This window comes from Streptococcus sp. 1453, assembly GCF_013276955.1.
In the GTDB taxonomy this organism is placed as follows: Bacteria; Bacillota; Bacilli; order Lactobacillales; family Streptococcaceae; genus Streptococcus.
This window is the reverse complement of record NZ_VMLZ01000006.1, coordinates 83,978-107,513: the sequence shown is the minus strand read 5'-3', so window position 1 is coordinate 107,513 and position 23,536 is coordinate 83,978. Positions and strand designations below refer to the sequence as shown.

Annotated in this window: 19 protein-coding genes; 3 read left to right on the top strand and 16 right to left on the bottom strand. The window is 40.4% G+C overall.

Annotated features, from left to right (window positions below):
• The first annotated feature begins 71 nt into the window (after nt 1-71).
• Complete coding sequence (locus HW098_RS06015) at nt 72-2,222, top strand: sulfatase-like hydrolase/transferase (RefSeq protein WP_176139563.1); 2,151 nt, start codon at nt 72-74, stop codon at nt 2,220-2,222.
• Nucleotides 2,223-2,763: 541 nt separating this feature from the next.
• On the opposite strand, the gene HW098_RS06010 is transcribed toward HW098_RS06015, so the two are convergent.
• Together HW098_RS06010 and HW098_RS06005 are read right to left on the bottom strand one after the other, a co-directional pair.
• The gene (locus HW098_RS06010) at nt 2,764-4,401 is read right to left on the bottom strand and encodes a hypothetical protein (RefSeq protein ID WP_176139562.1); all 1,638 of its coding nucleotides are present in this window, start codon (nt 4,399-4,401) and stop codon (nt 2,764-2,766) included.
• Entirely contained in the window at nt 4,382-5,131 is a 750-nt protein-coding gene (locus HW098_RS06005; protein ID WP_176139561.1) for an ABC transporter ATP-binding protein, read from the bottom strand. Before HW098_RS06005 ends, HW098_RS06010 begins: the two co-directional genes overlap by 20 nt.
• Nucleotides 5,132-5,310: 179 nt before the next feature.
• Between HW098_RS06005 and HW098_RS06000 the strand changes: the two genes are divergently transcribed.
• Nucleotides 5,311-6,765, top strand: coding sequence for an alpha-amylase (locus HW098_RS06000; protein WP_176139560.1), 1,455 nt, complete (start codon nt 5,311-5,313; stop codon nt 6,763-6,765).
• An 89-nt stretch (nt 6,766-6,854) separates the two neighbouring features.
• Here the strand turns inward: HW098_RS06000 and alaS are convergent, their stop codons facing one another.
• From alaS to budA, 10 genes are all read right to left on the bottom strand, one after another.
• Entirely contained in the window at nt 6,855-9,473 is a 2,619-nt protein-coding gene (gene alaS / locus HW098_RS05995) for an alanine--tRNA ligase (RefSeq protein WP_176139559.1), read from the bottom strand.
• Nucleotides 9,474-9,494: 21 nt separating this feature from the next.
• Nucleotides 9,495-9,980, bottom strand: a complete 486-nt coding sequence (locus HW098_RS05990; RefSeq protein ID WP_049522288.1) for an LURP-one-related/scramblase family protein — start codon at nt 9,978-9,980, stop codon at nt 9,495-9,497.
• Nucleotides 9,981-10,254: 274 nt separating this feature from the next.
• Nucleotides 10,255-10,506 carry a hypothetical protein gene (locus HW098_RS05985; RefSeq protein WP_176139558.1) on the bottom strand — a complete coding sequence of 84 codons (252 nt, stop codon included), beginning with the start codon at nt 10,504-10,506 and terminating at the stop codon, nt 10,255-10,257.
• Between the two features lie 151 nt (nt 10,507-10,657).
• Nucleotides 10,658-11,728 (bottom strand): ABC transporter substrate-binding protein, encoded by a 1,071-nt coding sequence (locus HW098_RS05980; RefSeq protein ID WP_176139557.1) that lies wholly within the window; start codon nt 11,726-11,728, stop codon nt 10,658-10,660.
• Nucleotides 11,725-12,498, bottom strand: coding sequence for an ABC transporter permease (locus HW098_RS05975; RefSeq protein ID WP_176139556.1), 774 nt, complete (start codon nt 12,496-12,498; stop codon nt 11,725-11,727). The genes HW098_RS05980 and HW098_RS05975 overlap by 4 nt, the downstream gene beginning before the upstream one ends.
• Nucleotides 12,495-13,301 (bottom strand): ABC transporter permease, encoded by an 807-nt coding sequence (locus HW098_RS05970; RefSeq protein WP_000753801.1) that lies wholly within the window; start codon nt 13,299-13,301, stop codon nt 12,495-12,497. The genes HW098_RS05975 and HW098_RS05970 overlap by 4 nt, the downstream gene beginning before the upstream one ends.
• Nucleotides 13,282-14,439, bottom strand: coding sequence for an ABC transporter ATP-binding protein (locus tag HW098_RS05965; protein ID WP_176139555.1), 1,158 nt, complete (start codon nt 14,437-14,439; stop codon nt 13,282-13,284). The genes HW098_RS05970 and HW098_RS05965 overlap by 20 nt, the downstream gene beginning before the upstream one ends.
• Nucleotides 14,440-14,598: 159 nt before the next feature.
• Nucleotides 14,599-15,504 (bottom strand): UDP-N-acetylmuramate dehydrogenase, encoded by a 906-nt coding sequence (gene murB, locus HW098_RS05960; protein ID WP_176139554.1) that lies wholly within the window; start codon nt 15,502-15,504, stop codon nt 14,599-14,601.
• Between the two features lie 113 nt (nt 15,505-15,617).
• The gene (locus HW098_RS05955; protein WP_176139553.1) at nt 15,618-16,370 is read right to left on the bottom strand and encodes a YhfC family glutamic-type intramembrane protease; all 753 of its coding nucleotides are present in this window, start codon (nt 16,368-16,370) and stop codon (nt 15,618-15,620) included.
• A gap of 9 nt (nt 16,371-16,379) precedes the next feature.
• The gene (gene budA / locus HW098_RS05950) at nt 16,380-17,111 is read right to left on the bottom strand and encodes an acetolactate decarboxylase (protein ID WP_000360314.1); all 732 of its coding nucleotides are present in this window, start codon (nt 17,109-17,111) and stop codon (nt 16,380-16,382) included.
• A gap of 342 nt (nt 17,112-17,453) precedes the next feature.
• Here budA and HW098_RS05945 point away from each other — a divergent pair, with 342 nt between their 5' ends.
• Nucleotides 17,454-18,725, top strand: coding sequence for a PLP-dependent aminotransferase family protein (locus HW098_RS05945; RefSeq protein ID WP_176139552.1), 1,272 nt, complete (start codon nt 17,454-17,456; stop codon nt 18,723-18,725).
• A 218-nt stretch (nt 18,726-18,943) separates the two neighbouring features.
• Here HW098_RS05945 and HW098_RS05940 read toward each other — a convergent pair whose 3' ends face one another.
• The 4 genes from HW098_RS05940 to HW098_RS05925 all read right to left on the bottom strand — a co-directional run bounded on the left by HW098_RS05940 (nt 18,944) and on the right by HW098_RS05925 (nt 23,514).
• Nucleotides 18,944-19,759 (bottom strand): ABC transporter substrate-binding protein, encoded by an 816-nt coding sequence (locus HW098_RS05940; protein WP_000837375.1) that lies wholly within the window; start codon nt 19,757-19,759, stop codon nt 18,944-18,946.
• Between the two features lie 120 nt (nt 19,760-19,879).
• Nucleotides 19,880-20,269, bottom strand: coding sequence for an NUDIX domain-containing protein (locus HW098_RS05935; protein ID WP_240149467.1), 390 nt, complete (start codon nt 20,267-20,269; stop codon nt 19,880-19,882).
• A 172-nt stretch (nt 20,270-20,441) separates the two neighbouring features.
• Nucleotides 20,442-22,463, bottom strand: a complete 2,022-nt coding sequence (locus HW098_RS05930) for an ATP-binding protein (RefSeq protein ID WP_176139551.1) — start codon at nt 22,461-22,463, stop codon at nt 20,442-20,444.
• Complete coding sequence (locus HW098_RS05925) at nt 22,456-23,514, bottom strand: DNA cytosine methyltransferase (protein WP_176139550.1); 1,059 nt, start codon at nt 23,512-23,514, stop codon at nt 22,456-22,458. The genes HW098_RS05930 and HW098_RS05925 overlap by 8 nt, the downstream gene beginning before the upstream one ends.
• Nucleotides 23,515-23,536 lie beyond the last annotated feature (22 nt).

The window sequence follows — 23,536 nt, the reverse complement described above, 5'->3', positions numbered from 1 at the left end:
TACCCTTGCTTTTTTACTCTTCTTTTAAAAAATGGTATACTAATACTAATAAAAAATTAGGAAGTAAATGTGTGAAAAGCAATTTTAACAAAATCCAAAAAGCCGTCGGTACCAGACTGGGTTTTGTCCTAACCCTTTTAATCCTATATTGGCTCAAAACCTTATTAGCCTATGCCGTTGACTTTAATTTAGATATTCAAGTGGGCAAGTTGCAGGGAAATTACCTTGCCTTTATCGCCTTTTTCAATCCCCTTCCCTTGGGACTACTCCTGCTGGCTCTAGCCCTCTATGCTCGGTCAACCAAGATTTTTTATGGCCTGAGTATAGCTATTTATAGCCTTTTATTCATTTGGCTTTATTCTAACGTCTTTTACTATCGAGAATTTAGCGACTTTATCACGGCTAATACCATGAAGGTGGTCAGCAAGGTGTCTGTCGGCACTGCAGAACTAGAGTTACTGCGTCCTTGGGATTTCATCTATTTTATGGATTTCCCATTGCTGGCTTTCCTTTTCTATAAAAAATTCATCCAGCTGGATAGGAGACCCTTCAAATTCCGCTCCAGTGTTGCTATCACTGCTCTCTCAGCCCTGCTCTTTTCTGCTAATCTTTTCTTGGCTGAAATTGAGCGTCCCGATCTCCTGTCGCGAGGATTTTCGAATTATTATGTTGTCCGCGCCCTCAGTTTACCAGCTTTTCTAGGTTATAGTGCCAACCAATCCTACAGCGCCAACAAGGAACGTGCCAAGGCCTCTGAGACTGATCTTCAACCTATTACAGATTATATTCAAGAACATTCTGCTAAGCCCAATCCAGACTATTTTGGCTTGGCCAAAGGAAAAAATGTGATTTATCTCCACTTGGAAAGTTTCCAACAGTTCCTGCTGGACTATAAACTCAACATAGATGGAACTGAGCATGAAGTCACTCCCTTCCTAAATTCCCTCTACCATTCGCAATCAACCCTAGCCTTTTCGAATATCTTTAACCAAGTCAAGGCTGGTAAGACCTCAGATGCAGAAACCATGCTGGAAACTGGTTTGTTTGGACTTGACCAAGGTTCCTTCATGGTCAACTATGGAGGTACCAATACCCAGCAAGCTGCGCCTTTTATCCTATCAAAAAACGGCTACCAATCAAGTGCTGTCTTTCACGGCAATATCGGGACCTTCTGGAACCGAAATACGACCTACAAACAATGGGGTTACCAATACTTCTTTGATGCTTCCTACTTCACCAAGCAAGACAGTAGCAATTCTTTCCAATATGGTTTAAATGATAAAATCATGATGAAAGATTCTATCCAATATCTAGAGCACTTGCAGCAGCCTTTTTATGCCAAGTATATCACGGTGTCCAATCACTATCCCTATGCTAGCAATCTGACAAGCGATGAGCTTGGTTTCCCCTTGGCTAAAACCAAAGATGAAACGATCAATGGCTACTTCCAAACAGCCAACTATCTGGACAGTGCTATCAAGGCCTTCTTTGACTATCTCAAAGAAAGTGGCCTCTATGAAAAATCCATCATCGTCATCTACGGAGACCATTATGGTATTTCCAATTCCCGCAATCCTGACCTGGCACCCTTGATTGGAAAGACTTCTGAGAACTGGTCTAATTACGATAATGCCATGTTGCAACGAGTGCCTTTTATGGTAGTCATGCCTGGCTATGAAAAAGGGCAAATCATCAATACCTACGGTGGACAAATCGATATCTTACCGACTCTCGAACACCTCCTTGGTATTGAGTCCAATTCCTTCCTTCAAGTCGGCCAAGACCTCCTATCACCAGATCATCAAGAAATCGTTGCCTTTCGAACTGCCAATTCCTTCGTCACGCCAAAATATACTAGCTATGACGGACGAACCTACTATACTGAAAGCGGTCTTGAAATCAGCAATCTTGATGAACAAGCTCAGACTGAACTAGAAATTGTTCGTCAAGCAGCTAGTCAACAGCTAAAAATCAGCGACCAGATTCAAACTGGCGATTTGATACGTTTCTACCAAGCAGATCATCTTGGAAAAGTTGATACAGAAAGTATTTCTTACCTCAATTCTTTACCAATTCTGCAAAAGATTGAGCAGGAAAAAGGTAGTCAATCAACCAGTCTCTTTAGCCAACGACAAGGCAAAACCAGTGCTGACCTTTTCAAAGCACCAAGTTACCAAGAACTCCACCCAGAGTCGGCAGAAACCGAATCAAAATCACAATAAAAAATGCTCTTCCGTCTTGGAGGAGCATTTCTTTTTATCAACAAAAATCAAAGAGCAAACTAAGAAACTAGCCTCAGTTTAACTTTGAGATTATAGGTAGAGAGGTTGTAACTGCAATATATGTCTGTCAAGTTTAGTGACGTAGATAGTAGAAGATAAATCAGCTTCAGCAGGTATCTGGAAAATTTGATTCTATAGAGAAGCCTTTTGTTACAAACTCAATATACTATCAATAAATAATATTATAGAAGCAACAATAATTATAATTTCACCTATCTGCATCATTCTATTTCGAACTCTAAATATATGTTCTATCAAAAATACTTGAAAAAGACACATTATAGGAATTAACGTTTTTGAAATTGAAAAATATCCAAATAAATAAACTATAAACAACAATAATAGAACTATATTATATTTCTTATTCAAAACATTCCTCCCTATATTTTTGATTACCAATCTTAATATTTTATAACTACATTATAATAAACTATGAAAGTGTTTTGTCAAATGAAATTTATCAAGCAAGCGACCAACTATCTCATCTTTTTTCTATTTCTGTCAATATGCGTGACAGGTAGTAATGATAGCCAAAAATAGCAAGAGCAAGCAAGAGGATAAGAACTCCTACTCCCAAGCTGATAGCAAGGACAGGGGCGAGAGACTGAACCAAGAATATGCTCACAAGGGCTGAAATCGACAAGATAACACAATAAATTAAGAGTAAAACAATTTTGACTATACCATTTGAACGATTCACTAGGTCCGTAATGCTACTCCAATTGGTTGACAGATTTTTCACATCCTTAAAATAATGGTGACAAGAAAGGATGACACTGGCAAGGGTCCAGACTACAAGAAGGTAAATCATCGAAAGGATGGGCAAGCCTAGATATAGAGAAAGACCAAGTAAAGTCAGAATTGGTAAAAAGGACTGGACAGCAAATATAATCCAAAATTTCACTTTCACATAACGAGCAAAGTCAAAGGGTAAACTCTTCAGAAAATCAAAATTTTCCCTCTCCAAGGACAAGGCAATTGAATGCAGGCTGGTGATATTGTTATTGACAACTGCTATAAAGAGAGCTATAAAAAACAAGGGTAACCAGTATGGAGGATGAATGTCTGGAACTATCTGAGAATCTCGGATTTTGGAAATCAGACCGATCATCATGAGATAAGGAAGGAAAGCACTTGTAAAAAGCACTGTAATCACGCCAGTTCCCTGTCCCAAGAGGGTGAGGTGGTAGCGTAAAACCATACGGAAAAAACCCTTTTTATTAGTAGTTGAAATTCTCTCCTTATTGCGACGTTCTTTCTTGACCTTCTCCTCACTGTTAAGCAGAATCACGTCATAAAAATGAGGAAGAACCTTCTTTTTGGTCAGGTAAAGCAAGAAGAGAGTTAACCCTATCCAAGCTAGTAGACCCGCTATGGCTTCTGTCGAAAAAGGCTCCACTGCTATTTTGTAAAAGATATGAAGAGGATAAAGGAGAAATGGAATGTCTCTAACTTTGTCAACAATACTTCCAAAAGTCGACTGTAGAAAGAGGACAAATATTAAAGGTATGAGAACCCCTATCCCAATCATCACATTCGAAAAAATAGACTGATACTTTCTGAAGACCCTAGTCTGAGCCAAGAAATGCACTGCCACTACCATCACTAAAGTAACAGAGACAAATAATAAGGCCAAGGACAGCAGCATCAAAGGCAAGCCAAGCCAAAGAGAAGGTGCTAGCCTAATGTAGAGAACTAGAAAATAAGCTAGGATTGGTACAATTCCAGGCAGAGCTGGCAAGAGGACAGACAGTCCTTTAGCAATTATAATCTCTGATTCTTTAAAGGCATAGGGCCTATACGATACCAAATCCTTACTCTCATAAAAGACATTGTAAAAGGCAGTGAAAGAAGTTGAAAAGGCAAGCACCAGTAAAATAGCAACCATGCTACTAAAAAAACTTGGTATTTCCTCAAAAGGAAAACGAAAGGCTATATTTATAAACATCAAAAGCATCAAGAGACTGGAAAAAATGTAAGAACTTAGGACTCTAGCGGAAACATTTACTTTTTTCCCAGGATTCTTGGCTTGCTTCTTTCGTAGGTTAGCCAGATTAGCTTCTTGAGATGAATAAAGGATATTGATATCAACTAATTTTTTAATGACCTTGAGACGCATCCGCAACCTCCTCTTTTCTACCAGCAAGACTAAGGTAGATACTTTCCAAAGACTGGTCTGGGTGGTCTTTTCTCAAGTCCTCTACACTACCACAATAAATCAAATGCCCCTTTTTCAAAATGGCAATCCGATCACAGACTTGCTCTGCCACCTCAAGGACATGAGTTGAAAACAAGACTGTCTTGCCTTTTTGTGCATGTTCCTTCATCATTTGCTTCAAATCAAAGGCAGCCTGGGGATCCAAACCTGTCAAGGGTTCGTCCAAGACCCAAATATCGGGATCGGACAAGAGTGCTCCGATGACAAAGACTTTCTGACGCATTCCGTGAGAAAGGGTTTCAATAACCTGATAGCGGTTTTCAGCAAAATCAAAAACGTTCAATAGCCTAGCTAGACTAGCCTCCAAGTCAGAGCTAGTCAGATCATAGGATGAAGCAATCAATTCCCAAAATTCATTGGCCGTTAAGCGTAAAAATAAGTCAGGCGAGTCTGCTACGTAGCCAATCTTTCGTTTAATAGCCAAGCGATTTTCCGATAACTCCTGACCGTCTACCAAAATACGACCACTGCTGGGTGAAATGATACTGACTAGGGATTTTATAGTGGTCGATTTTCCAGCCCCATTATGGCCAATCAAGCCCATAATCTCCCCATTTTTAATCTGCAAATTGAGATTGCTCAAGGCCTCTTTATCACCATACAACTTACTTACATTTTGAAATTCAATCATGGGATGACTCCTATCTTTATCTATATTACATACTATTATACTAGCACTTTGATACAAAAAAATCAACACTTTATTTTAAGTAGATACAATAGTTTCCTTCTATTCTTACGCAAACGTTTGCTCCGAGAGATACTTTATGATAGAATAAAGAACAAGATTGACAAGTAAGAGGAAACATCATGCAAAATCAAACACTCATGCAATACTTTGAATGGTATCTGCCCCACGATGGTCAGCACTGGACGCGTCTGGCTGAAGATGCTCCACACCTAGCTCATCTGGGTATCAGTCACGTCTGGATGCCACCAGCTTTCAAAGCTACCAATGAAAAAGATGTCGGCTATGGGGTCTATGACTTATTTGACCTAGGAGAGTTTAAGCAAAAAGGGACTGTCCGCACCAAGTATGGTTTTAAAGAAGACTATCTTCAAGCCATTCAAGCCCTAAAAGCACAGGGAATCCAGCCTATGGCCGATGTGGTACTCAACCACAAGGCTGCGGCCGATCACAGGGAAGCCTTTCAGGTCATCGAAGTGGATCCTGTAGACCGTACAGTTGAACTCGGAGAACCTTTCACCATCAATGGCTGGACTAGTTTTACCTTCGATGGTCGCCAAGATACCTACAATGACTTCCACTGGCACTGGTACCACTTCACAGGTACAGACTACGATGCAAAACGCCGAAAGTCTGGGATTTATCTGATTCAAGGAGACAACAAGGGTTGGGCCAACGAGGAATTGGTTGATAATGAAAACGGAAACTACGACTACCTCATGTATGCTGATCTAGACTTTAAACATCCTGAAGTCATCCAAAATATCTATGACTGGGCTGATTGGTTCATGGAAACGACTGGTGTAGCTGGTTTCCGCTTGGATGCCGTTAAGCACATTGACTCTTTCTTTATGAGCAATTTTATCCGCGATATGAAGGAAAAATATGGTCAAGATTTCTATGTTTTTGGGGAATTTTGGAATCCAGACAAGGAAGCCAATCTGGACTATCTCGAAAAAACGGAAGAACGCTTTGACCTTGTCGATGTTCGTCTCCACCAGAATCTCTTTGATGCTAGCCGAGCAGGTTCCAACTATGACCTTCGTGGCATTTTTACAGATAGCTTGGTTGAACTCAAACCTGACAAGGCTGTAACCTTTGTCGACAACCACGATACCCAACGAGGTCAGGCTCTTGAGTCTACTGTTGAAGAATGGTTCAAACCAGCGGCCTATGCCCTCATTCTGTTACGCCAAAATGGCCTTCCATGTGTCTTTTACGGTGACTACTATGGGATTTCAGGGCAATATGCTCAAGAAGATTTCAAAGAAGTCCTTGACCGTCTCCTAGCCATCCGAAAAGATTTGGCCTACGGAGAGCAAACAGACTACTTTGATGACGCAAACTGTATCGGTTGGGTACGTTCAGGTGATGAAAATCAATCCCCAATCGCAGTCCTTATCTCAAATGACCAAGAAAACAGCAAGTCTATGTTTGTCGGCCAAGAATGGGCTAACCAAACTTTCATAGACTTACTTGGAAACCACCAAGGTCAAGTTACAATTGATGAGGAAGGTTATGGACAATTCCCTGTCTCAGCTGCTTCGGTAAGTGTCTGGGCAACCAATACAATCTAATAGCTAATGATAATCAAGCCAGGTCCAAGCGGATTTGGCTTTTTTGCATTCACAAAAAGACCTACCCAAATGGATAGATCTTTACTTAATTACAATTTACCTGCTACTGAATCCAACAATTCTTGGATTTTAGCTTGGTTGCTTCCTCCTGCCATGGCCATGTCTGGTTTACCACCACCACGTCCATCGACGATTGGTGCCAATTCTTTGACAAGGTTTCCTGCATGAAGGTCTTTTGTCTTGCTTGCTACAAGGACATTGACTTTGTCACCGATAGCAGCAACTAGGACAAGAAGATCAGAGTAGTCTTTTTGTTTCCAGTTATCCGCAAAAGTACGAAGGGCACCAGCGTCAGATACAGATACTTGGCTAGCAATGTAACGGTGACCATTGACTTCCTTCACATCCTTGAAGACATCGCCCGCGACTGCAGCTGCGGCTTTTTCTTTCAACTCAGCATTTTCTTTTTGAAGTTGACGAAGTTGTTCTTGAAGTCCTTCTACCTTGTGAGGTACTTCCTTGACTTGTGGTGCTTTAAGAGTTGCTGCGACAGCTTTAAGAGCGTCCTCTTGTTCACGGTAGGCTTCAAAGGCTTCCTTACCAGTCACTGCCAAGATACGGCGAGTTCCTGAACCGATACCTTCTTCTTTGACAATCTTGAAAAGACCAATTTCAGAAGTGTTACCAACGTGGGTACCACCACAAAGCTCGATAGAGTAGTCACCGATAGTAACAACACGGACTTCCTTGCCGTATTTCTCACCAAAGAGGGCCATAGCTCCCATTTCCTTGGCAGTGTCAATATCTGTTTCAACTGTCTTGACTTCAAGAGCTTCCCAGATTTTTTCGTTGACTTGCTGTTCAATAGCACGCAATTCTTCTGCAGTTACTGCTTGGAAGTGGGTAAAGTCAAAGCGAAGGAATTCAACTTCGTTAAGAGATCCTGCTTGTGTTGCGTGGTTTCCAAGGATATTGTGAAGGGCAGCGTGAAGCAAGTGAGTCGCAGTATGGTTTTTCATGACACGGTGACGACGATTTGTATCAATTGCCAAGGTATATTCTTGGTTCAAAGCAAGTGTTGCATGGACTTCAACTGTATGAAGAGCTTGACCATTTGGGGCTTTCTGAACATTGGTCACAGTAGCCACAACCTTACCTGACTCATCCAAAATTTGTCCATGGTCAGCGACCTGTCCACCCATTTCAGCATAGAATGGCGTTTCCGCAAAGATAAGAGAGGCAGTTCCTTCTGATACAGCTTCTACTTCTGCATTGTCAGCCACGAGAGCCACCAATTTAGAAGACAATTGGCTAGCATTGTAGTTGAAGACACTTTCTACAGTGATGTTTTGAAGGGTTTCATTTTGCATACCCATTGAGCCACCCTTGACAGCTGACGCACGCGCGCGTTCTTGCTGTTCTTTCATGGCTGCTTCAAAACCTTCACGGTCTACAGTCATACCAGCTTCTTCAGCAATTTCTTCAGTCAATTCAACTGGGAATCCATAAGTGTCGTAAAGTTTAAAGACATCTGAACCAGCGATGACAGATTGTCCTTTTTCTTTCAAGTCTGCTACGATACCTTGGGCAAAGTGTTGACCTGAGTGTAGGGTACGAGCAAATGACTCTTCCTCGCTCTTAACGATTTTTTCAATAAAGTCACGTTTTTCAAGCACTTCTGGGTAGTAGCTTTCCATGATTTTTCCAACAGTTGGAACCAGTTTGTAAAGGAAAGGCTCGTTGATACCCAGTTTTTGACCATGCATAGAAGCACGACGGAGAAGACGACGAAGGACGTACCCACGACCTTCATTTCCTGGAAGGGCACCATCACCGATAGCAAATGAAAGGGAACGGATGTGGTCAGCGATAACCTTAAAGCTCATGTTGTCGCCATCCTGGTCATAGACCTTACCAGACAATTTCTCCACTTCACGAATGATTGGCATGAAGAGGTCTGTTTCAAAGTTAGTCTTAGCCCCTTGGATAACCGCTACTAAACGCTCCAAACCAGCGCCCGTATCAATGTTCTTGTGTGGCAATTCCTTGTATTCACTACGAGGAACAGCAGGGTCTGCGTTAAATTGTGACAAAACGATGTTCCAGATTTCGATATAGCGGTCATTTTCAATATCTTCTGCAAGCAAACGAAGACCGATATTTTCTGGGTCAAAGGCTTCCCCACGGTCAAAGAAAATCTCTGTGTCTGGTCCAGACGGTCCCGCACCGATTTCCCAGAAGTTATCTTCGATCGGAATCAAGTGACTTGGGTCCACTCCCACTTCAATCCAGCGGTTGTAAGAATCTTTATCATCTGGATAGTAGGTCATGTAAAGTTTTTCAGCTGGGAAGTCAAACCATTCAGGGCTTGTCAAAAGCTCATAAGCCCAAGTGATGGCTTCATCACGGAAGTAATCCCCGATAGAGAAGTTCCCCAACATTTCAAACATGGTATGGTGACGTGCAGTCTTCCCTACGTTTTCAATATCGTTGGTACGAATCGCTTTTTGGGCATTGGTAATACGTGGATTTTCAGGGATGATGGTTCCGTCAAAGTATTTCTTAAGGGTTGCTACCCCAGAGTTGATCCACAAAAGTGTTGGGTCATTTACAGGAACCAAACTCACTGATGGTTCTACTGAGTGACCTTTGGTCGCCCAGAAATCAAGCCACATTTGGCGGACTTGTGCACTAGATAGTTGTTTCATATTGTCTCCTTATTTGCTTGTTTAATGTGATTGGCTTTCCAGCATTTCCACATAGTCAATCGCGACACAGAGGGAAATAACTAGGTCTGCATAAGCGTCCTCCAGAACCGTTACGGTATAGGTAGAGGTCAGATGGAAGAGTTCCTTCTTAATTTCCGCAATCAACTGATCGCGATCATCCAGCAATTTGAAATTCAAATCCCAGATATTGCCCTCGATACGAAGACCTAGATTATCAAACTCATACTTATCTCGCCAGAAGGTCAACTTCTTGCGAATGACAAAACTCGAGCCATCCCGAAGCTGAATCTCAAAACGAGGAAGCAAGGTCAAGATTTCTTTACTAATCTGACTGACCTGTTCACCATTAGCATCATAGATAGTAAAAGTTTTAGGAATCTTAAAAAATGATCCCTCCACCTGATAGGCGATTTCTCCCCTGTCATCCTTGATAGCGAAGCGTTCGCCTCCAAGACGAAATTTTTGTTTGACAAGAAATGTTTTCATCAACACCTCCAAAAATCAAAAGACAAGCTCATATCACGAAGGGCGAAAAACCGCGGTACCACCTTCATTCAATGAACTTGTCATTCTCTTGTTCTTATGCAATTGTATGATTGAGTAGCATGACTTCCTAGCTTAGATGGCTCGCAGCACCGCCATTTCTCTGGACTAAGTTGATTGAAAATCAATTCTCAACTTTCTTATTATAACGTTTTTTTAAGCTTGCGTCAACTGAAAATCATCTTCGTTGAATCAGAGCAATTCCCTACATCTCAGATTACTTTTTCAGAATATACTTTTTCTTACTGCCATTTTTCTTTTTATCCCAACTTTTATCCCAAGTTTTCGAATTGCTAAAGATAGCTACGCAAATATTTGCAAATATAAAGTTTCCTATCACCAAATATATGAACTCAGTTGTTAGGTATTGTCGATCCAAACCATCCTTTAGATAAAATAGTATATATGTTTGCTGAACAGTCAAAAAGGTTGGCCAGAAACTTTTTTTGAAAAAAGTAGACATTTTCATTATTTGTTACCGCTTTCTGTAAGGTTAAACTTAGTATACTACTAGGTAAGAAAATAAGCAACTATCATAGAAAAACATACAGTTACAAAAATTACCTTTTACATAAAAAAACGAACCAGCTCTAACTGATTCGTTTTCTTACGTTCTACTCCTACTTCCGATACATTTTAAACTGTAGGAAGAGGTCGCTATATTTCCCTGTCCATTTATGGTCAAATTTCTCATAAACTTCTAGGTGTTTCATGGTTTCAGCATCTGGATAGAAGGCTTTATCTTCTTTTTTCTCCTCTGGGAGTAATTCCTTAGCTGGTAGGTTTGGTGTTGAATAGCCGACATACTCTGCATTTTTGAGTGCATTTTCAGGTTTCAACATAAAGTTGATAAAGGCATAGGCGGCATCTTGATTTTTGACTGTTTTTGGTATAACCATATTGTCAAACCAAAGGTTGCTGGCCTCAGTTGGTACCACATAGCGTAGATTTTCATTTTTTTCTAGCATTTGGCTGGCTTCACCAGAGAAGGTCACACCGATAGCAGCGTTGTTCTGAATCATGTAGCCCTTCATCTCGTCCGCAACGATAGCCTTGATATTTGGAGTCAATTTATAGAGCTTATCCACTGTCTCTTCCAACTGCTGGTTATCCTTGGAGTTAAGGCTGTAGCCTAGCGAATTGAGTCCTAGTCCCAGTACCTCACGCGCCCCATCAAAGAGCATGATAGAGTTCTTATACTCTGGCTTCCAAAGGTCATCCCAATGCTCAGGCGCTTCATCTACCATGGTTTCGTTGTAGACAATTCCTAAGGTTCCCCAGAAGTAAGGGATGGAGAATTTATTACCTGGGTCAAAGGACTGGTTGAGAAACTCTGGTCCGATATTTTCGATTCCTTCAATTTTTGAATAATCAAGCGGAACCAAGAGGTCTTCGTCCTTCATCTTGTTAATCATGTATTCACTTGGAATGGCAATATCGTAGGTCGTTCCACCCTGCTTTATCTTAGTGTACATGGCTTCGTTGGAGTCAAAAGTCTCGTACTGAACTTGAATTCCTGTTTCTTCTGTAAACTGAGTCAAGAGTTCAGGATCGATATAGTCTCCCCAGTTATAGATAACCAATTTTTGACTATCTCGACTATTGATTTTACTATCTAAATGAGTCGCAATTCCCCACAAGACAAGGATAATCGCTGCAATTCCTGCTAAAAATGAATAGATTTTTTTCATGCTTGCTCCTCCTTCTCACGAGAGATAAAGTAATAACCTACAACTAGGATAATACTAAAGAGAAAGACTAGAGCAGACAGGGCATTGATTTCTAAGGAAATCCCCTTGCGAGCACGAGAGTAAATCTCGACTGATAGGGTTGAAAAGCCATTTCCTGTTACAAAGAAGGTCACGGCAAAATCATCCAGCGAATAGGTGAAGGCCATGAAGTAACCTGCAATGATAGACGGAGTCAGGTAAGGAAGCATGATTTCCTTAAACATCTGAAATTGACTAGCTCCCAAGTCATAGGCCGCATGAATCATGTCGCCATTCATTTCCTTGAGTCGAGGCAAGACCATCAAGACCACGATAGGGATGGAAAAGGCCACGTGACTAGATAGAACAGTCAAAAAGCCAAGTGAAAACTTGAGTTGGGTAAAGAGAATCAAGAAGCTAGCACCAATCATAACGTCAGGCGCAACCATGAGGATATTATTGAGTGATAGAAAGGCTTCTTGGTATTTCTTACGAGACTGGTAGATGTAAATGGCACCAAAAGTCCCGATAATGGTCGCTATCAAGGCTGATAGGAAGGCCAAGAAAAATGTCTGAGCCAAAATCAGCATGAGTCTCCCATCTCCAAACATGGTTTCAAAATGGCTCAAGCTAAAGCCTGTAAAGCTGTTCATGTCGTTGCCTGCATTAAAGGCGTAGCCAATCAAGTAAAAAATCGGCAGGTAGAGGACAAGAAAGACCAGTCCCAGATAAAGGTTGGCAAATTTTTTCATCGTTCTCTCCTTTCCTTGGTCACCCACATGGTGATGAACATGGTCAAGATGAGAATTACACCGATGGTTGAACCCATACCGTAGTTGTCATTGGTTAGGAAATTCTGTTCAATAGCCGTTCCCAGCGTAATAACACGGTTCCCACCAATCAAACGGGTCAGCATGAAGAGGCTCAAGCTGGGGATAAAGACAGACTGAACTCCACTTCGCACACCATTCATCGATAAAGGGAAGATGACATGGCGGAAGGTTTCCCACTTGGTCGCACCTAGGTCATAGCTGGCATTGATGAGATTGTTGTCCATATCGTCCAAGACATTGAAAATGGGCAAAATCATAAAGGGGAGCTCGATGTAGCTTGCGACAAAAATAAAGGAGAAATCAGTAAAAAGCAACTGTTGCGAACCGATTCCGATAAATTCCAAAAATTGGTTAATAGAGCCATTTTGACCAAAAATTCCGATAAAGGCATAGGCCTTGAGGAGCAAATTGATCCAGGTAGGCAGGATAATCAGCATGAGCCAGAGTTGACGGTGCTTGAGACGGGTCAAAAAGAGGGCTGTTGGATAGCTGATAAGCAAGGTCACAAAGGTCACAATTCCTGCATAGAGTACAGAGTTGAAACTCATTTTTAGGTAGGTCAAGTTTTGTGACGCAAAGTAAGATTTATAATTTTCTAAACTGAACTGGCCTTCGATATTGAAAAAGGATTGTCCGAAAATCAAGACCAAGGGTGCCAGGACAAAGAGTGCGATCCAGAGCATGTAGGGCACTACAAAGAGTTTAGAGCTTGTTTTCTTCATCTCTTTCCTCCTCGATTGCATTGATCAAACCTGCTTCTTGCTCTTCGATTTCCACGTATTCTTCTATACGAGCATCAAACTCTTCTTCTGTTTCATTGAGACGCATGATGTGGATGTCTTCTGGTTCAAAGTCCAGACCGATTTCCTCACCCACGATGGCCTTACGAGTCGAGTGTATCATCCATTCATTTCCAAGTACGTCATAGGCGATAATTTCATAGTGAACTCCACGGAAGAGCTGGGTATCGACCTTAACTTGGAGCTTGCCTTCTTCAGGAAGGGTAATCCGCAAGTCCTCTGGACGAATCACGACCTCAACAGGTTCATTTGGCTTCATTCCCCCATCGACCGCTTCGAAGCGTTTGCCGTTAAACTCAACCAAGTAGTCCTCAATCATGGTTCCTGGCAAGATATTTGACTCACCGATAAAGGTGGCAACAAAATGGTTGATTGGCTCATCGTAGATATCCACAGGTGTTCCAGACTGGACAATCTCGCCATCATTCATAACGAAAATCCAGTCACTCATGGCGAGGGCTTCTTCCTGATCGTGAGTAACAAAAACAAAGGTGATTCCTAATCGTTGTTGTAGTTCACGCAGTTCATACTGCATGTCTGTTCGCAATTTCAAATCCAGCGCTGACAAGGGCTCGTCCAACAAGACCACACGGGGTTGGTTGATAATGGCACGGGCAATAGCCACACGCTGGCGTTGTCCTCCAGAAAGTTTGCGGATGGAACGTTTTTCATACCCTTCCAACTGAACCATCTTGAGAACTTCCGCTACGCGTTTCTCGATTTCTTTCTTGTCAATCTTGCGCAAGCGGAGTGGAAAAGCAACATTTTCAAACACATTCATATGTGGAAACAAGGCATAGGATTGGAAGACCGTATGGACGTCACGCTTGTTGGTTGGGATGTCATTGATGCGGACACCGTCCAGCAAAATATCTCCTGTCGTCGCATCTAGCAAACCTGCAATGATGTTTAGGATAGTTGATTTCCCTGAACCAGACGCGCCTAGAAGAGTATAGAACTTCCCTTCTTCCAACTCAAAATTGATGTCTTTGAGAACCTTGGTGTTGCTGTCTTCAAAAACTTTAGAGACGTTTTTGAATTCAATAATTGGTTTTTTCAATTGTCATTTATTCCTTCTTTTTCATAGATTAACAGATCAGGGCTCTGTCAGGCCGCCACTACCTCGTGTAGGAGATTGAACTGCCTACATACATCTGCACTAACGATAGGCTTTCACCCCCTTTCCATGACATAGCAGCAGCTTTTCAAATACAGCTTCCTACTTGTTTTCACCTAAAATACGGACTTCTCTCTCAAGAGTAACGCCAGAGTGTTCCTTGACTTTTTCAATAACAGACTCAATCAAGTCTTCGTAGTCTTTGGCCGTTCCGTCAGCAACATTGATCATAAATCCTGCGTGCTTTTCTGACACTTCTACGCCACCGATACGATAGCCTTTCAAGCCAGCTTCTGAAATTAACTGACCTGCAAAATGCCCGACTGGACGCTTAAAGACCGAGCCACAAGATGGGTATTCCAAAGGTTGCTTGAGTTCACGTAGATGCGTCAAACGTTCCATTTCTTGCTTGATGACCTGATGAGTTCCTGGAGCTAGAGCAAATTTAGCTGACAAGACAACTGCACCAGATTCCTGAATAGCTGAATGGCGGTAACCAAAAGCCAAGTCCTTGGCAGAAAGGGTCTCGATTTCTCCATCCTTAGTCAAGACCTTACAAGACTGCAAGATGTGGGCGATCTCGCCACCATAGGCTCCCGCATTCATAAAGACAGCACCGCCGACGCTTCCAGGAATGCCACAAGCAAACTCGAAACCCGTCAAACTATGACGAAGGGCAATGCGAGTTGTTTCAATCAAGTTAGCACCAGCTTCTGCTTCAATGGTATAGCCATCAACGGAAACGTTATTGAGCTTGTCACACAAGATGACAAATCCACGAATCCCACCGTCACGAACAATGATGTTACTAGCATTTCCAAGAACCATCCAAGGAATATTTTCTTGGTTGGCAAATTTAACAACACGAGCCAACTCAAAACGATTTCGTGGAAAGACCAGATAATCAGCCTCTCCACCTACTTTTGTATAACTATAGCTATGCAAGGCTTCCTTAAAACGGATATCAATTCCTTCTAAGATTTCAAGCATTTTTTCTCTTACAGACATGTCACTCTTCCTTTTACAAAATTCATTCCATTATACCATTTTTAAGACCATTTGACGACCCTAAAAAAATCTTGGGCTTATTTTAAACAAAAAAAGAGGTTTCCCCCTTTTTTTTATGATTTTTTGCAAAAGATTGCCTTGGTTCCATAGGCAAGCAGAACAAGTTCAAGTGCTAGGACAACTTCAACCAAGACTGGATTTGTCAACCAGCCAACTTGGACTAGAGATGGTGCCAGATCAAAGAAGGCATGTAGGCCATAGGCTGCTAGGAGATAAATCCATTTCTTCTGGCGAACAGCTTGGTAAACCCAAACAGTCAAGAGTAATTGGAAACCTAGGGCCAAGATTCGCTCAAAACCAAGCAAATAAATCTGCCAGACTGATAGCGACTGGATAGTTTTCAACATATTTTCAGACAGCAATTGCATAACCTGTGGATTCTGAGTTTGAACTGCTGAGAGAACGATGTAGAGATTAATCAAACTAGTAAGACCTAGGAAAATCAATTCCAAGCCACCATGCCCCAGTCCATAGGCCAAGGCATCTGCCTTTTCCAAACTTCTCTTTTTCTCCAACCATTTGAAGAAAACAAGACGAGCAGTTTCCTCAAAAAATGCTGCCATGGCTAGGCCATAGATGATATAAACAAGCGGTTGTTCTTGCAAGAGGGCAATACTACCGTCTTTTTGAGGATGCAAAACTAAGATATGCACCAGTTTTTCCAAAATCTGTGAAGAGACAAAGAAGGCAACAGCCCCCAAGCCCAAGACAGCTAGATTAATCTGGTATTTCTTTTTGGCATACCAAATGCTCCCTATCAAGAAAGCCAGCAACAGCACCATGGTAATGATAATATGAATGGTCATTTTCTTCTCCTATTCCGCCTTTTCAATATCTTTTTTCATCTCGTCAACATTGAACTTAGCAAACAAGTATTGACGGTCTTGGACTGGGAAACGTTGATCCAATTGGTCAACAGCTCCCACCTCGATAATGCCTTCCTTGATGACAAAGTCCATGACATGACCACCGAAGGTCAAATCATCTGAGATGAAGTGCAGATGGTAGCCTGCCACACTAACCCCATGGAAAATCTCTGGCGTCCAGAAACCAACAATGGTTCCTGCTACATTGTCACGACTATATTCAGGTTGGTGGGTTGCGACCTCAGCAAACTTGGTATCTGGTGTCGACTTAGGAATCATGCGCACATGCATATGCGAAAATTCCCCACGAATCTTGATCGAGCGGAAAAGATTTTCCCCATCATAATAAGACTCGATTCGTTCTTCCAATTCCTTGTCCGTCATCTCAAAGCGCTGGCGGAAAATAACCTCTGCCTGATGTGGTACTACTGCTGCATAAGGAATAAGGGCATCTGGTGATACTTCTACAATTTCTGGTTGTTCTCCTGAGCCTTTGGCCTGATAGGCCTTGCCATCTAAGACAATCAATTCTCCATCAATAGAATCCAAGGTTCCCAAACCAAGGTCACCATGTTCTAGCAATTCTCCTACTGTCATAGTACCACCATAAAGGCCAGCCATCAAGGCTCCAAGGGTATTGTATTGAAATAATTTCACTGGTTCCTGCACGTTCTTATCCATTCACTTTCTTATCTGTTATACTCAATGAAAATCAAAAAGCAAACTAGGAAGCGAGCCGCAGGTTGCTCAAAGCACTGCTTTGAGGTTGTAGATAGATAAGACTGACGAAGTCAGCTCAAAACACTGTTTTGAGGTTGTGGATAGAACTGACGAAGTCAGTAACCATATCTACGGCAAGGCGAAGCTGACGTGGTTTGAAGAGATTTTCGAAGAGTATTATTCTATAAATGTTACTCCTAAGTATACCACATTTGCCCCTAGATGTGAACGAGAGAAACACCCTAGACATTGCCAAGAAGGAAAAAAAAGGGTACAATGTAACAAAATCAAGGGAGGTCTGGAATGAAGAGACAAAGCAAGTACCAAGAGGTCGTTTCCTATCTGAAAAACGGTATCGAGTCTGGACGCTTTCCAACGGGAAGTCGCCTGCCTTCTATCCGTCAACTGAGCCTTGACTTTCACTGCAGCAAGGACACTATTCAACGCGCCCTGCTGGAATTACGGCACGAACAATACCTATATGCCAAGCCCCAGAGTGGTTACTATGTCCTAGAACAAGGGCAACACCAGGATCTAGAAATCGAAGTCACTGACGAACATGCCAGTGCCTATGACGATTTCCGACTCTGTGTCAATGAAACCTTAATTGGCCGGGAAAACTACCTCTTCAACTACTATGACAACCAAGAAGGTTTAGAAGACTTAAGACAATCCATTCATAAACTCCTCTTTGATCAAGCTCTCTATTGCAAAGCTGACCAACTGGTACTGACTTCTGGAACCCAACAAGCCCTTTTTATTCTCTCTCAAATTTCCTTCCCTAGCCAAGCCAAGGAAATCTTGGTGGAACAACCGACCTACCATCGGATGAATCGCCTCTTGATTGCTCAGGGTCTGGACTATCAAACGATTGAACGAGGCATTGATGGAATTGACTTGGAGGAACTGGAAAGCCACTTCAAAACAGGAAAAATTAAGTTTTTCTATACCATTCCTCGTTTTCACTATCCTTTGGGGCATTCCTATTGTGAGCAGGACAAACGAGCTATTCTTGACTTAGCTGCCAAGTATGGTGTCTATATCGTAGAGGACGACTATCTGGGGGATTTGGACTCCAAGAAGGGCCAGACCTTCCACTATCAGGATACAGAGAAGCGCGTCATTTATATCAAGTCCTTCTCAACCAGCCTCTTTCCAGCCCTGCGGATAACAGCACTCATCCTGCCAAATGCTATCAAGGAAGCCTTTGTGGCCTACAAAAATATCCTAGACTACGACAGCAACCTCATCATGCAAAAGGCCCTGTCACTCTATATTGACAGTCAATTGTTTGAGAAAAACCGTCTAGCTCGCTTGTCCAATCAGGAAGCTTACCAGAAGCAAATCGAGGAAAGATTAGCTAACACTCCTTGTCCCCTTCCTCACTTTCCCCTACACGATGGTTTATTACTTGATCTCAGACAGTATCCTAAAATCGCCAGTCTCAAGCACAGCCAACTGGGCTTGGATTTCTTTGAAGAGGCTTACTTGGGTGCCTGCCCTTATCAATTTGCCAAGGTATCCTTAGACAATCTGGAAAATGTTTTAGACTATTTAAAAGCAGAATTGGACTGACTTCCAACTCTGCTTTTTTCTTATACTCTTCGAAAATCTCTTCAAACCACGTCAGCGTCGCCTTACCGTAGATATGGTTACTGACTTCGTCAGTTCTATCCACAACCTCAAAACAGTGTTTTGAGCTGAACTTCGTCAGTCTTATCTACAACCTCAAAGCAGTGCTTTGAGCAACCTGCGGCTAGCTTCCTAGTTTTCTCTTTGATTTTCATTGAGTATTATTCTTCAACTTCTGTTAAGGTTGCCGCTTTTTCAAGATATTTTTGGTAGGTGCCGTCATCCTTGAGTTTTTGGATGACCTTGTCCACTACTTCTTTCAAATCAGCACTATTTTTTCTAAGGGCAACTGCATTAGCTTCGCCGTCCTTCATCTTCAAGCTGACAGTTGCGACAGCTAGGTCTGCGTTTTTAGCAGCATAACTAAGGGCAACAGGCTCATCCATATGAACAGCATCTACTTTTCCAGCCTGTAATTCATTAACAGCTTCACCCATATTGGTTAGGGAAGTCAGCTGAGCTTTTGGCAATTGTTCCTTGACCATAGCTTCTGGAACAGTCCCTTTTTGAGCTGCAATATTAGCACTTTCTAAGCTAGTTAAATCCTTGTATTTTTCTACATCAGACTTACGAACCAAGAAACTAATCTTGTTTTCATAGTAAGGGATTGAAAAATCAAAGACTTCTTTTCTCTCATCAGTTGCGCTAATTCCTGCAACTGCTAGGTCAGCCTTACCAGTTTGAAGACTAGTCAAGACATTATCAAAACTCATGCTTGAGATTTCCAACTTCACCCCAAGTTCATCAGCGATAGCTTGGGCCATATCAATGTCCGCACCGACTACCTGATTTTTCCCGTCAACTAAGGATTGGAATTCAAAAGGTGCATAGTCAGGACTGGTCGCCACAACTAATTTCCCCTTTTGCTTAATGGCCTCAACAGCTGACTGAGAACCATTAGAACCCGACTGACAAGCTACTAAGAAGAAACTTGCAAGAAAACTACATAAAACAAATATCCATTTTTTTGATTTCATAAATAAACAACCTCTCTGTTAATTTTGTATAATTATAACGCTATCCAAGATACTTGTCAAGTGTTTTTCTTACATTTTCATAAAATATATTTACTAAAAAATAGAAATACAGTGGTTAGTTTATCTATCTATTGGGAACTTATTTTCAAAAAAATCATTTATCATATCTTGATGCTGCTGGTTTACAATTGCAATATTTTGTATGTCACTATGATCAAAAAATCCTAATTCTAAAGTTTCATCACTTGTAAAAAAATTTGTAGAGATAGAAGTTTCAGATGAAACTAAATACAAGATTGTAAGAACTTGAGCCTCATCACCATTCGGATAACTGTCTGAATATTTTGTATAAACATTTAAGAGTTTTTCCACCCTCACTTCGACTCCTGTTTCTTCATAAAACTCTCGCACTAAAGCTTCTAAAGCCGATTCTCCTAATTCAATAGCACCATCTGGTAAGTCAACTCCATACCTGACATAGTGTTTGCGGACACGGATTTGTATGACCATATCATCGTTGGTCCATTCAATCTGGCACATATTAGTCAGGATATTTTTTTGAATGGGACATATAAATTCGTTTACTTTCAAATTCTTCATTTGAGTTAACCCATATTTATCCAGATATTGAGGCTACCGTTGTCTTTTGTATCCTTTTAAATAAAATCTATCACAAAAACTGCTACTCACAATCAATACTTAAATCAGGAATTATTTTTGCCTCTCTTTGATATTTTAAATGCTCTCTATACATCTTTTTAGCTTCAGCCAAAATCTTATTATACTTCAATAAAGATATATTCTGGTCTTCTAGCATCTTAATTTCAGAATCATTTAATTCTATACTATGTCCCTTACCTGGAAGTCCGGTGTCTTCCGAAAGAATAAATATAACCTTAATATCCTTTTCCTTAACATCTATTAAATCAGGAATTTTTTGAATCATAGCCCTTCTATAATTAGTAATCTGATTATAAATATCTGTAAAACCTACCTTAGCATAACCAACAGCAGTATTTTTCTTCAACTCAACTATTATAGGATAAGTTTCTTCTGCAACTCTTATCAAAATATCAAGAAAGTTTTTTCTAAAATTATTTTCGTCCATATCTAATCTAAAATATCTCTGATTTTTCAAATAATCAGTCTCATCTATAATATTTCTATCAATATTCCAATAAGGCATAATTAGCCATGGATTATCTGATAAATGCCTCTCAAATAATTTTTCTGGAGTGTTCGTTTCAGACATTAAACGTTCAAGCTCTTCAATTGCAGAAAGACGCTTTCTTATAAGATTAGAATGGTTTAAATCCTCTGTTTTAGAAATGTTATCCATTAATTTAAACAATAAATCAAACTGAACTTCTGCGTCACTCTCTTTATCAAAACTGGCAATCAAGTCATCTGCTTCAATATTATTTATTACACTAGATATGGACGTTACCATTGAATCCACTGCTGTTGCATCAACTGAAATCTCATCATCTAATTTACTGGATAGTAAATCTAAAAGTTTATTATTTATTTTTTTTTGCGGATCCGTAAGGCTTTCAAGCCAATCTTTGTAAGAAGGATTATTCTTAATACGTTCAGGCAAATTTGCTATTGCGTGATTCTGCCTCATATCATCCCATCGCTCAATAACATACTTTCGTACAGAATCTAGATAATTTATTAATTCTTCAACCTCTGAAATAGAGTCGTCAAGACCTTGTCTACTAGAAGTAATTGGATCATTTAATTTCTCAATAAACTCGTCTGCTTCAATTTCACCAACAATATAGTTATTAGCTATTCGAGCGTTAGGTTTACTTTTTAATATATCCTCATCAGCTATTTTACCATTTGCTAAAATAATGATATTTGCAAAACTAGATCCCTCATTATTTTTTAAATCTTTTGGTTTGTAAGTTGTCCCGATCCATCCCTTTATATTCTGACTACAAAAATACTTTTTTATTGTATCTATCTGCTGATATTCTTCCAAAATGACATTCGGAAATTTTTCTCTAAGTATCTCTTCATTTTCATACCCCAAATAAACCATATACTGTAATTTATCATAATACGAATTAGAATCTAATTTCAATTCCTCACCGTCTACTTTTAATAAAAATGATGATTTGGCCTGATTTATATAGAAGCGCCTTGAAAGTTGAATTTTAATATTCTCTCTAGTTGCAACAGTTATTTTGCGTCTGATATCAGTAATATCAACAATAAATCCCGACTGATACCTACTGTATGCAGCGAATTTTTCAGGCAAATCTGTTTCTTCCACTTCTACAGGATAGGTCTCACTATTTATCATATCTTGATATTGTAATGTAAAACCCAACCATCTGTCTGTATCTCTGGTCTTAGAATATACAGTATATGTACTACCCAAACTGAACGCAGCTAATTTTCCAATCCCCTTTTTCCCCATCGGTTTGCGTTCAGCTAATCCATTAAATGGTTCTTCTCTCTGTTTAGTGGAGCCAATTCTAGCATATTTACTTTCAAATTCTTGAAAATCTAATCCTTTTCCATTATCAATTATCGAAATCGCATCATTTGATAAAACGATATTGACCTCAGTTGCATACGCATCATATGAATTAGCCACTAGCTCTGCTAAGGCTGGTGGAGTCGTTGAATATAAGTTCCTCCCTAAATGTGTAACTGCATTATTTGCAATCGAAAATGTTAATCTAGACATTAGCAACCTCCTCTAAATGTTTCTTAATACTATTTCCAATAACTTCACCTAACTTCGGAGGGACAGCATTCCCAATTTGTAATGCTACCTGTGAAATAGGATATTTCCCCCCAAGTTCAGGTTGTGTAAATAAGTAATCTCTCGGAAATGTTTGTAACATTGCACCTTCACGTAGACTTAAAGCTCTATCTTGATCAGGATGTCCAAATCTCCCATTTCCTATTCCTGGGAATTGTGTTGTAATTGTATTAGCAGGTTTATCCCACTCTAAACGACCATATACCGATCCAAAAGAAGCTCCGCTGTTTTTCTTATAAGCTTCCAGTAACAGCTCCTGGTCCCAATCCTTCCAAGTTCCACCAGGTTTTGACTGCTTTATTCTCTTCATATTCAATTCAGATAGATTTCTGCTTCTATGAAGAGGATCATTTAAATCAGTATCTCCTGCCTTCAATTTTGGTAAATTTCCAATTGTATCTCGAAGTGTAGGGTAATTATCTTTATTAAATTGTGCAGGAATTAATTTGATTTCTCCTAATTTTGAAGCTAAAAGCAATAATCTCTTTCTTTTTTGAGGAACACCGTAATCTGGCGCGAATACCACTTTGTAATCAATTAAGTAATTATTATCATTCAAAATCTGGATAAATTTATCAAATACCTTTTCATTGACCATTTGTGGAACATTTTCCATTGAAACAATATCGGGCTGAACATACTGTACTTGTTGTCCGAAATAGTCTAAAAGATCCATCTTCTGAAGTGTATTCTCATTATTTTTATACTTATGACTATAAGTCGAAAAAGGTTGGCATGGAGCACATCCCATTAAAACTTTTATATCAGTATCATCTGGAAAAAGATTAGTAATTTCCTTGCTATCTATTTTTTTTATGTCCTTTAAAATAAATCTCGCGTTATTGTTAAATTCGTATGCAAATTGACTACGAGGATCTATATCATAACCTGCTATTACATTTATACCTGCTTGCTGAACACCACAGGTCAACCCTCCAACACCACAAAATAAATCTACAGCATTAATTTTCATGACAATATCCTCCATTTTAAAT

Excerpts from the sequence above, each read along its gene's own strand:
- HW098_RS05925 (WP_176139550.1), bottom strand. The coding sequence starts at position 23,514 with ATGAAAATTAATGCTGTAGATTTATTTTGTGGTGTTGGAGGGTTGACC.
- murB (WP_176139554.1), bottom strand. The coding sequence starts at position 15,504 with ATGTCTGTAAGAGAAAAAATGCTTGAAATCTTAGAAGGAATTGATATC.
- HW098_RS05980 (WP_176139557.1), bottom strand. The coding sequence starts at position 11,728 with ATGAAAAAAATCTATTCATTTTTAGCAGGAATTGCAGCGATTATCCTT.
- HW098_RS05945 (WP_176139552.1), top strand. The coding sequence starts at position 17,454 with ATGAAGAGACAAAGCAAGTACCAAGAGGTCGTTTCCTATCTGAAAAAC.
- HW098_RS05990 (WP_049522288.1), bottom strand. The coding sequence starts at position 9,980 with ATGAAAACATTTCTTGTCAAACAAAAATTTCGTCTTGGAGGCGAACGC.
- HW098_RS05975 (WP_176139556.1), bottom strand. The coding sequence starts at position 12,498 with ATGAAAAAATTTGCCAACCTTTATCTGGGACTGGTCTTTCTTGTCCTC.
- alaS (WP_176139559.1), bottom strand. The coding sequence starts at position 9,473 with ATGAAACAACTATCTAGTGCACAAGTCCGCCAAATGTGGCTTGATTTC.
- HW098_RS05970 (WP_000753801.1), bottom strand. The coding sequence starts at position 13,301 with ATGAAGAAAACAAGCTCTAAACTCTTTGTAGTGCCCTACATGCTCTGG.
- HW098_RS05935 (WP_240149467.1), bottom strand. The coding sequence starts at position 20,269 with ATGGTCATACAAATCCGTGTCCGCAAACACTATGTCAGGTATGGAGTT.
- HW098_RS06005 (WP_176139561.1), bottom strand. The coding sequence starts at position 5,131 with ATGATTGAATTTCAAAATGTAAGTAAGTTGTATGGTGATAAAGAGGCC.
- HW098_RS06000 (WP_176139560.1), top strand. The coding sequence starts at position 5,311 with ATGCAAAATCAAACACTCATGCAATACTTTGAATGGTATCTGCCCCAC.
- HW098_RS05940 (WP_000837375.1), bottom strand. The coding sequence starts at position 19,759 with ATGAAATCAAAAAAATGGATATTTGTTTTATGTAGTTTTCTTGCAAGT.
- budA (WP_000360314.1), bottom strand. The coding sequence starts at position 17,111 with ATGGATAAGAACGTGCAGGAACCAGTGAAATTATTTCAATACAATACC.
- HW098_RS05985 (WP_176139558.1), bottom strand. The coding sequence starts at position 10,506 with ATGAAAATGTCTACTTTTTTCAAAAAAAGTTTCTGGCCAACCTTTTTG.
- HW098_RS05955 (WP_176139553.1), bottom strand. The coding sequence starts at position 16,370 with ATGACCATTCATATTATCATTACCATGGTGCTGTTGCTGGCTTTCTTG.
- HW098_RS06010 (WP_176139562.1), bottom strand. The coding sequence starts at position 4,401 with ATGCGTCTCAAGGTCATTAAAAAATTAGTTGATATCAATATCCTTTAT.
- HW098_RS05930 (WP_176139551.1), bottom strand. The coding sequence starts at position 22,463 with ATGTCTAGATTAACATTTTCGATTGCAAATAATGCAGTTACACATTTA.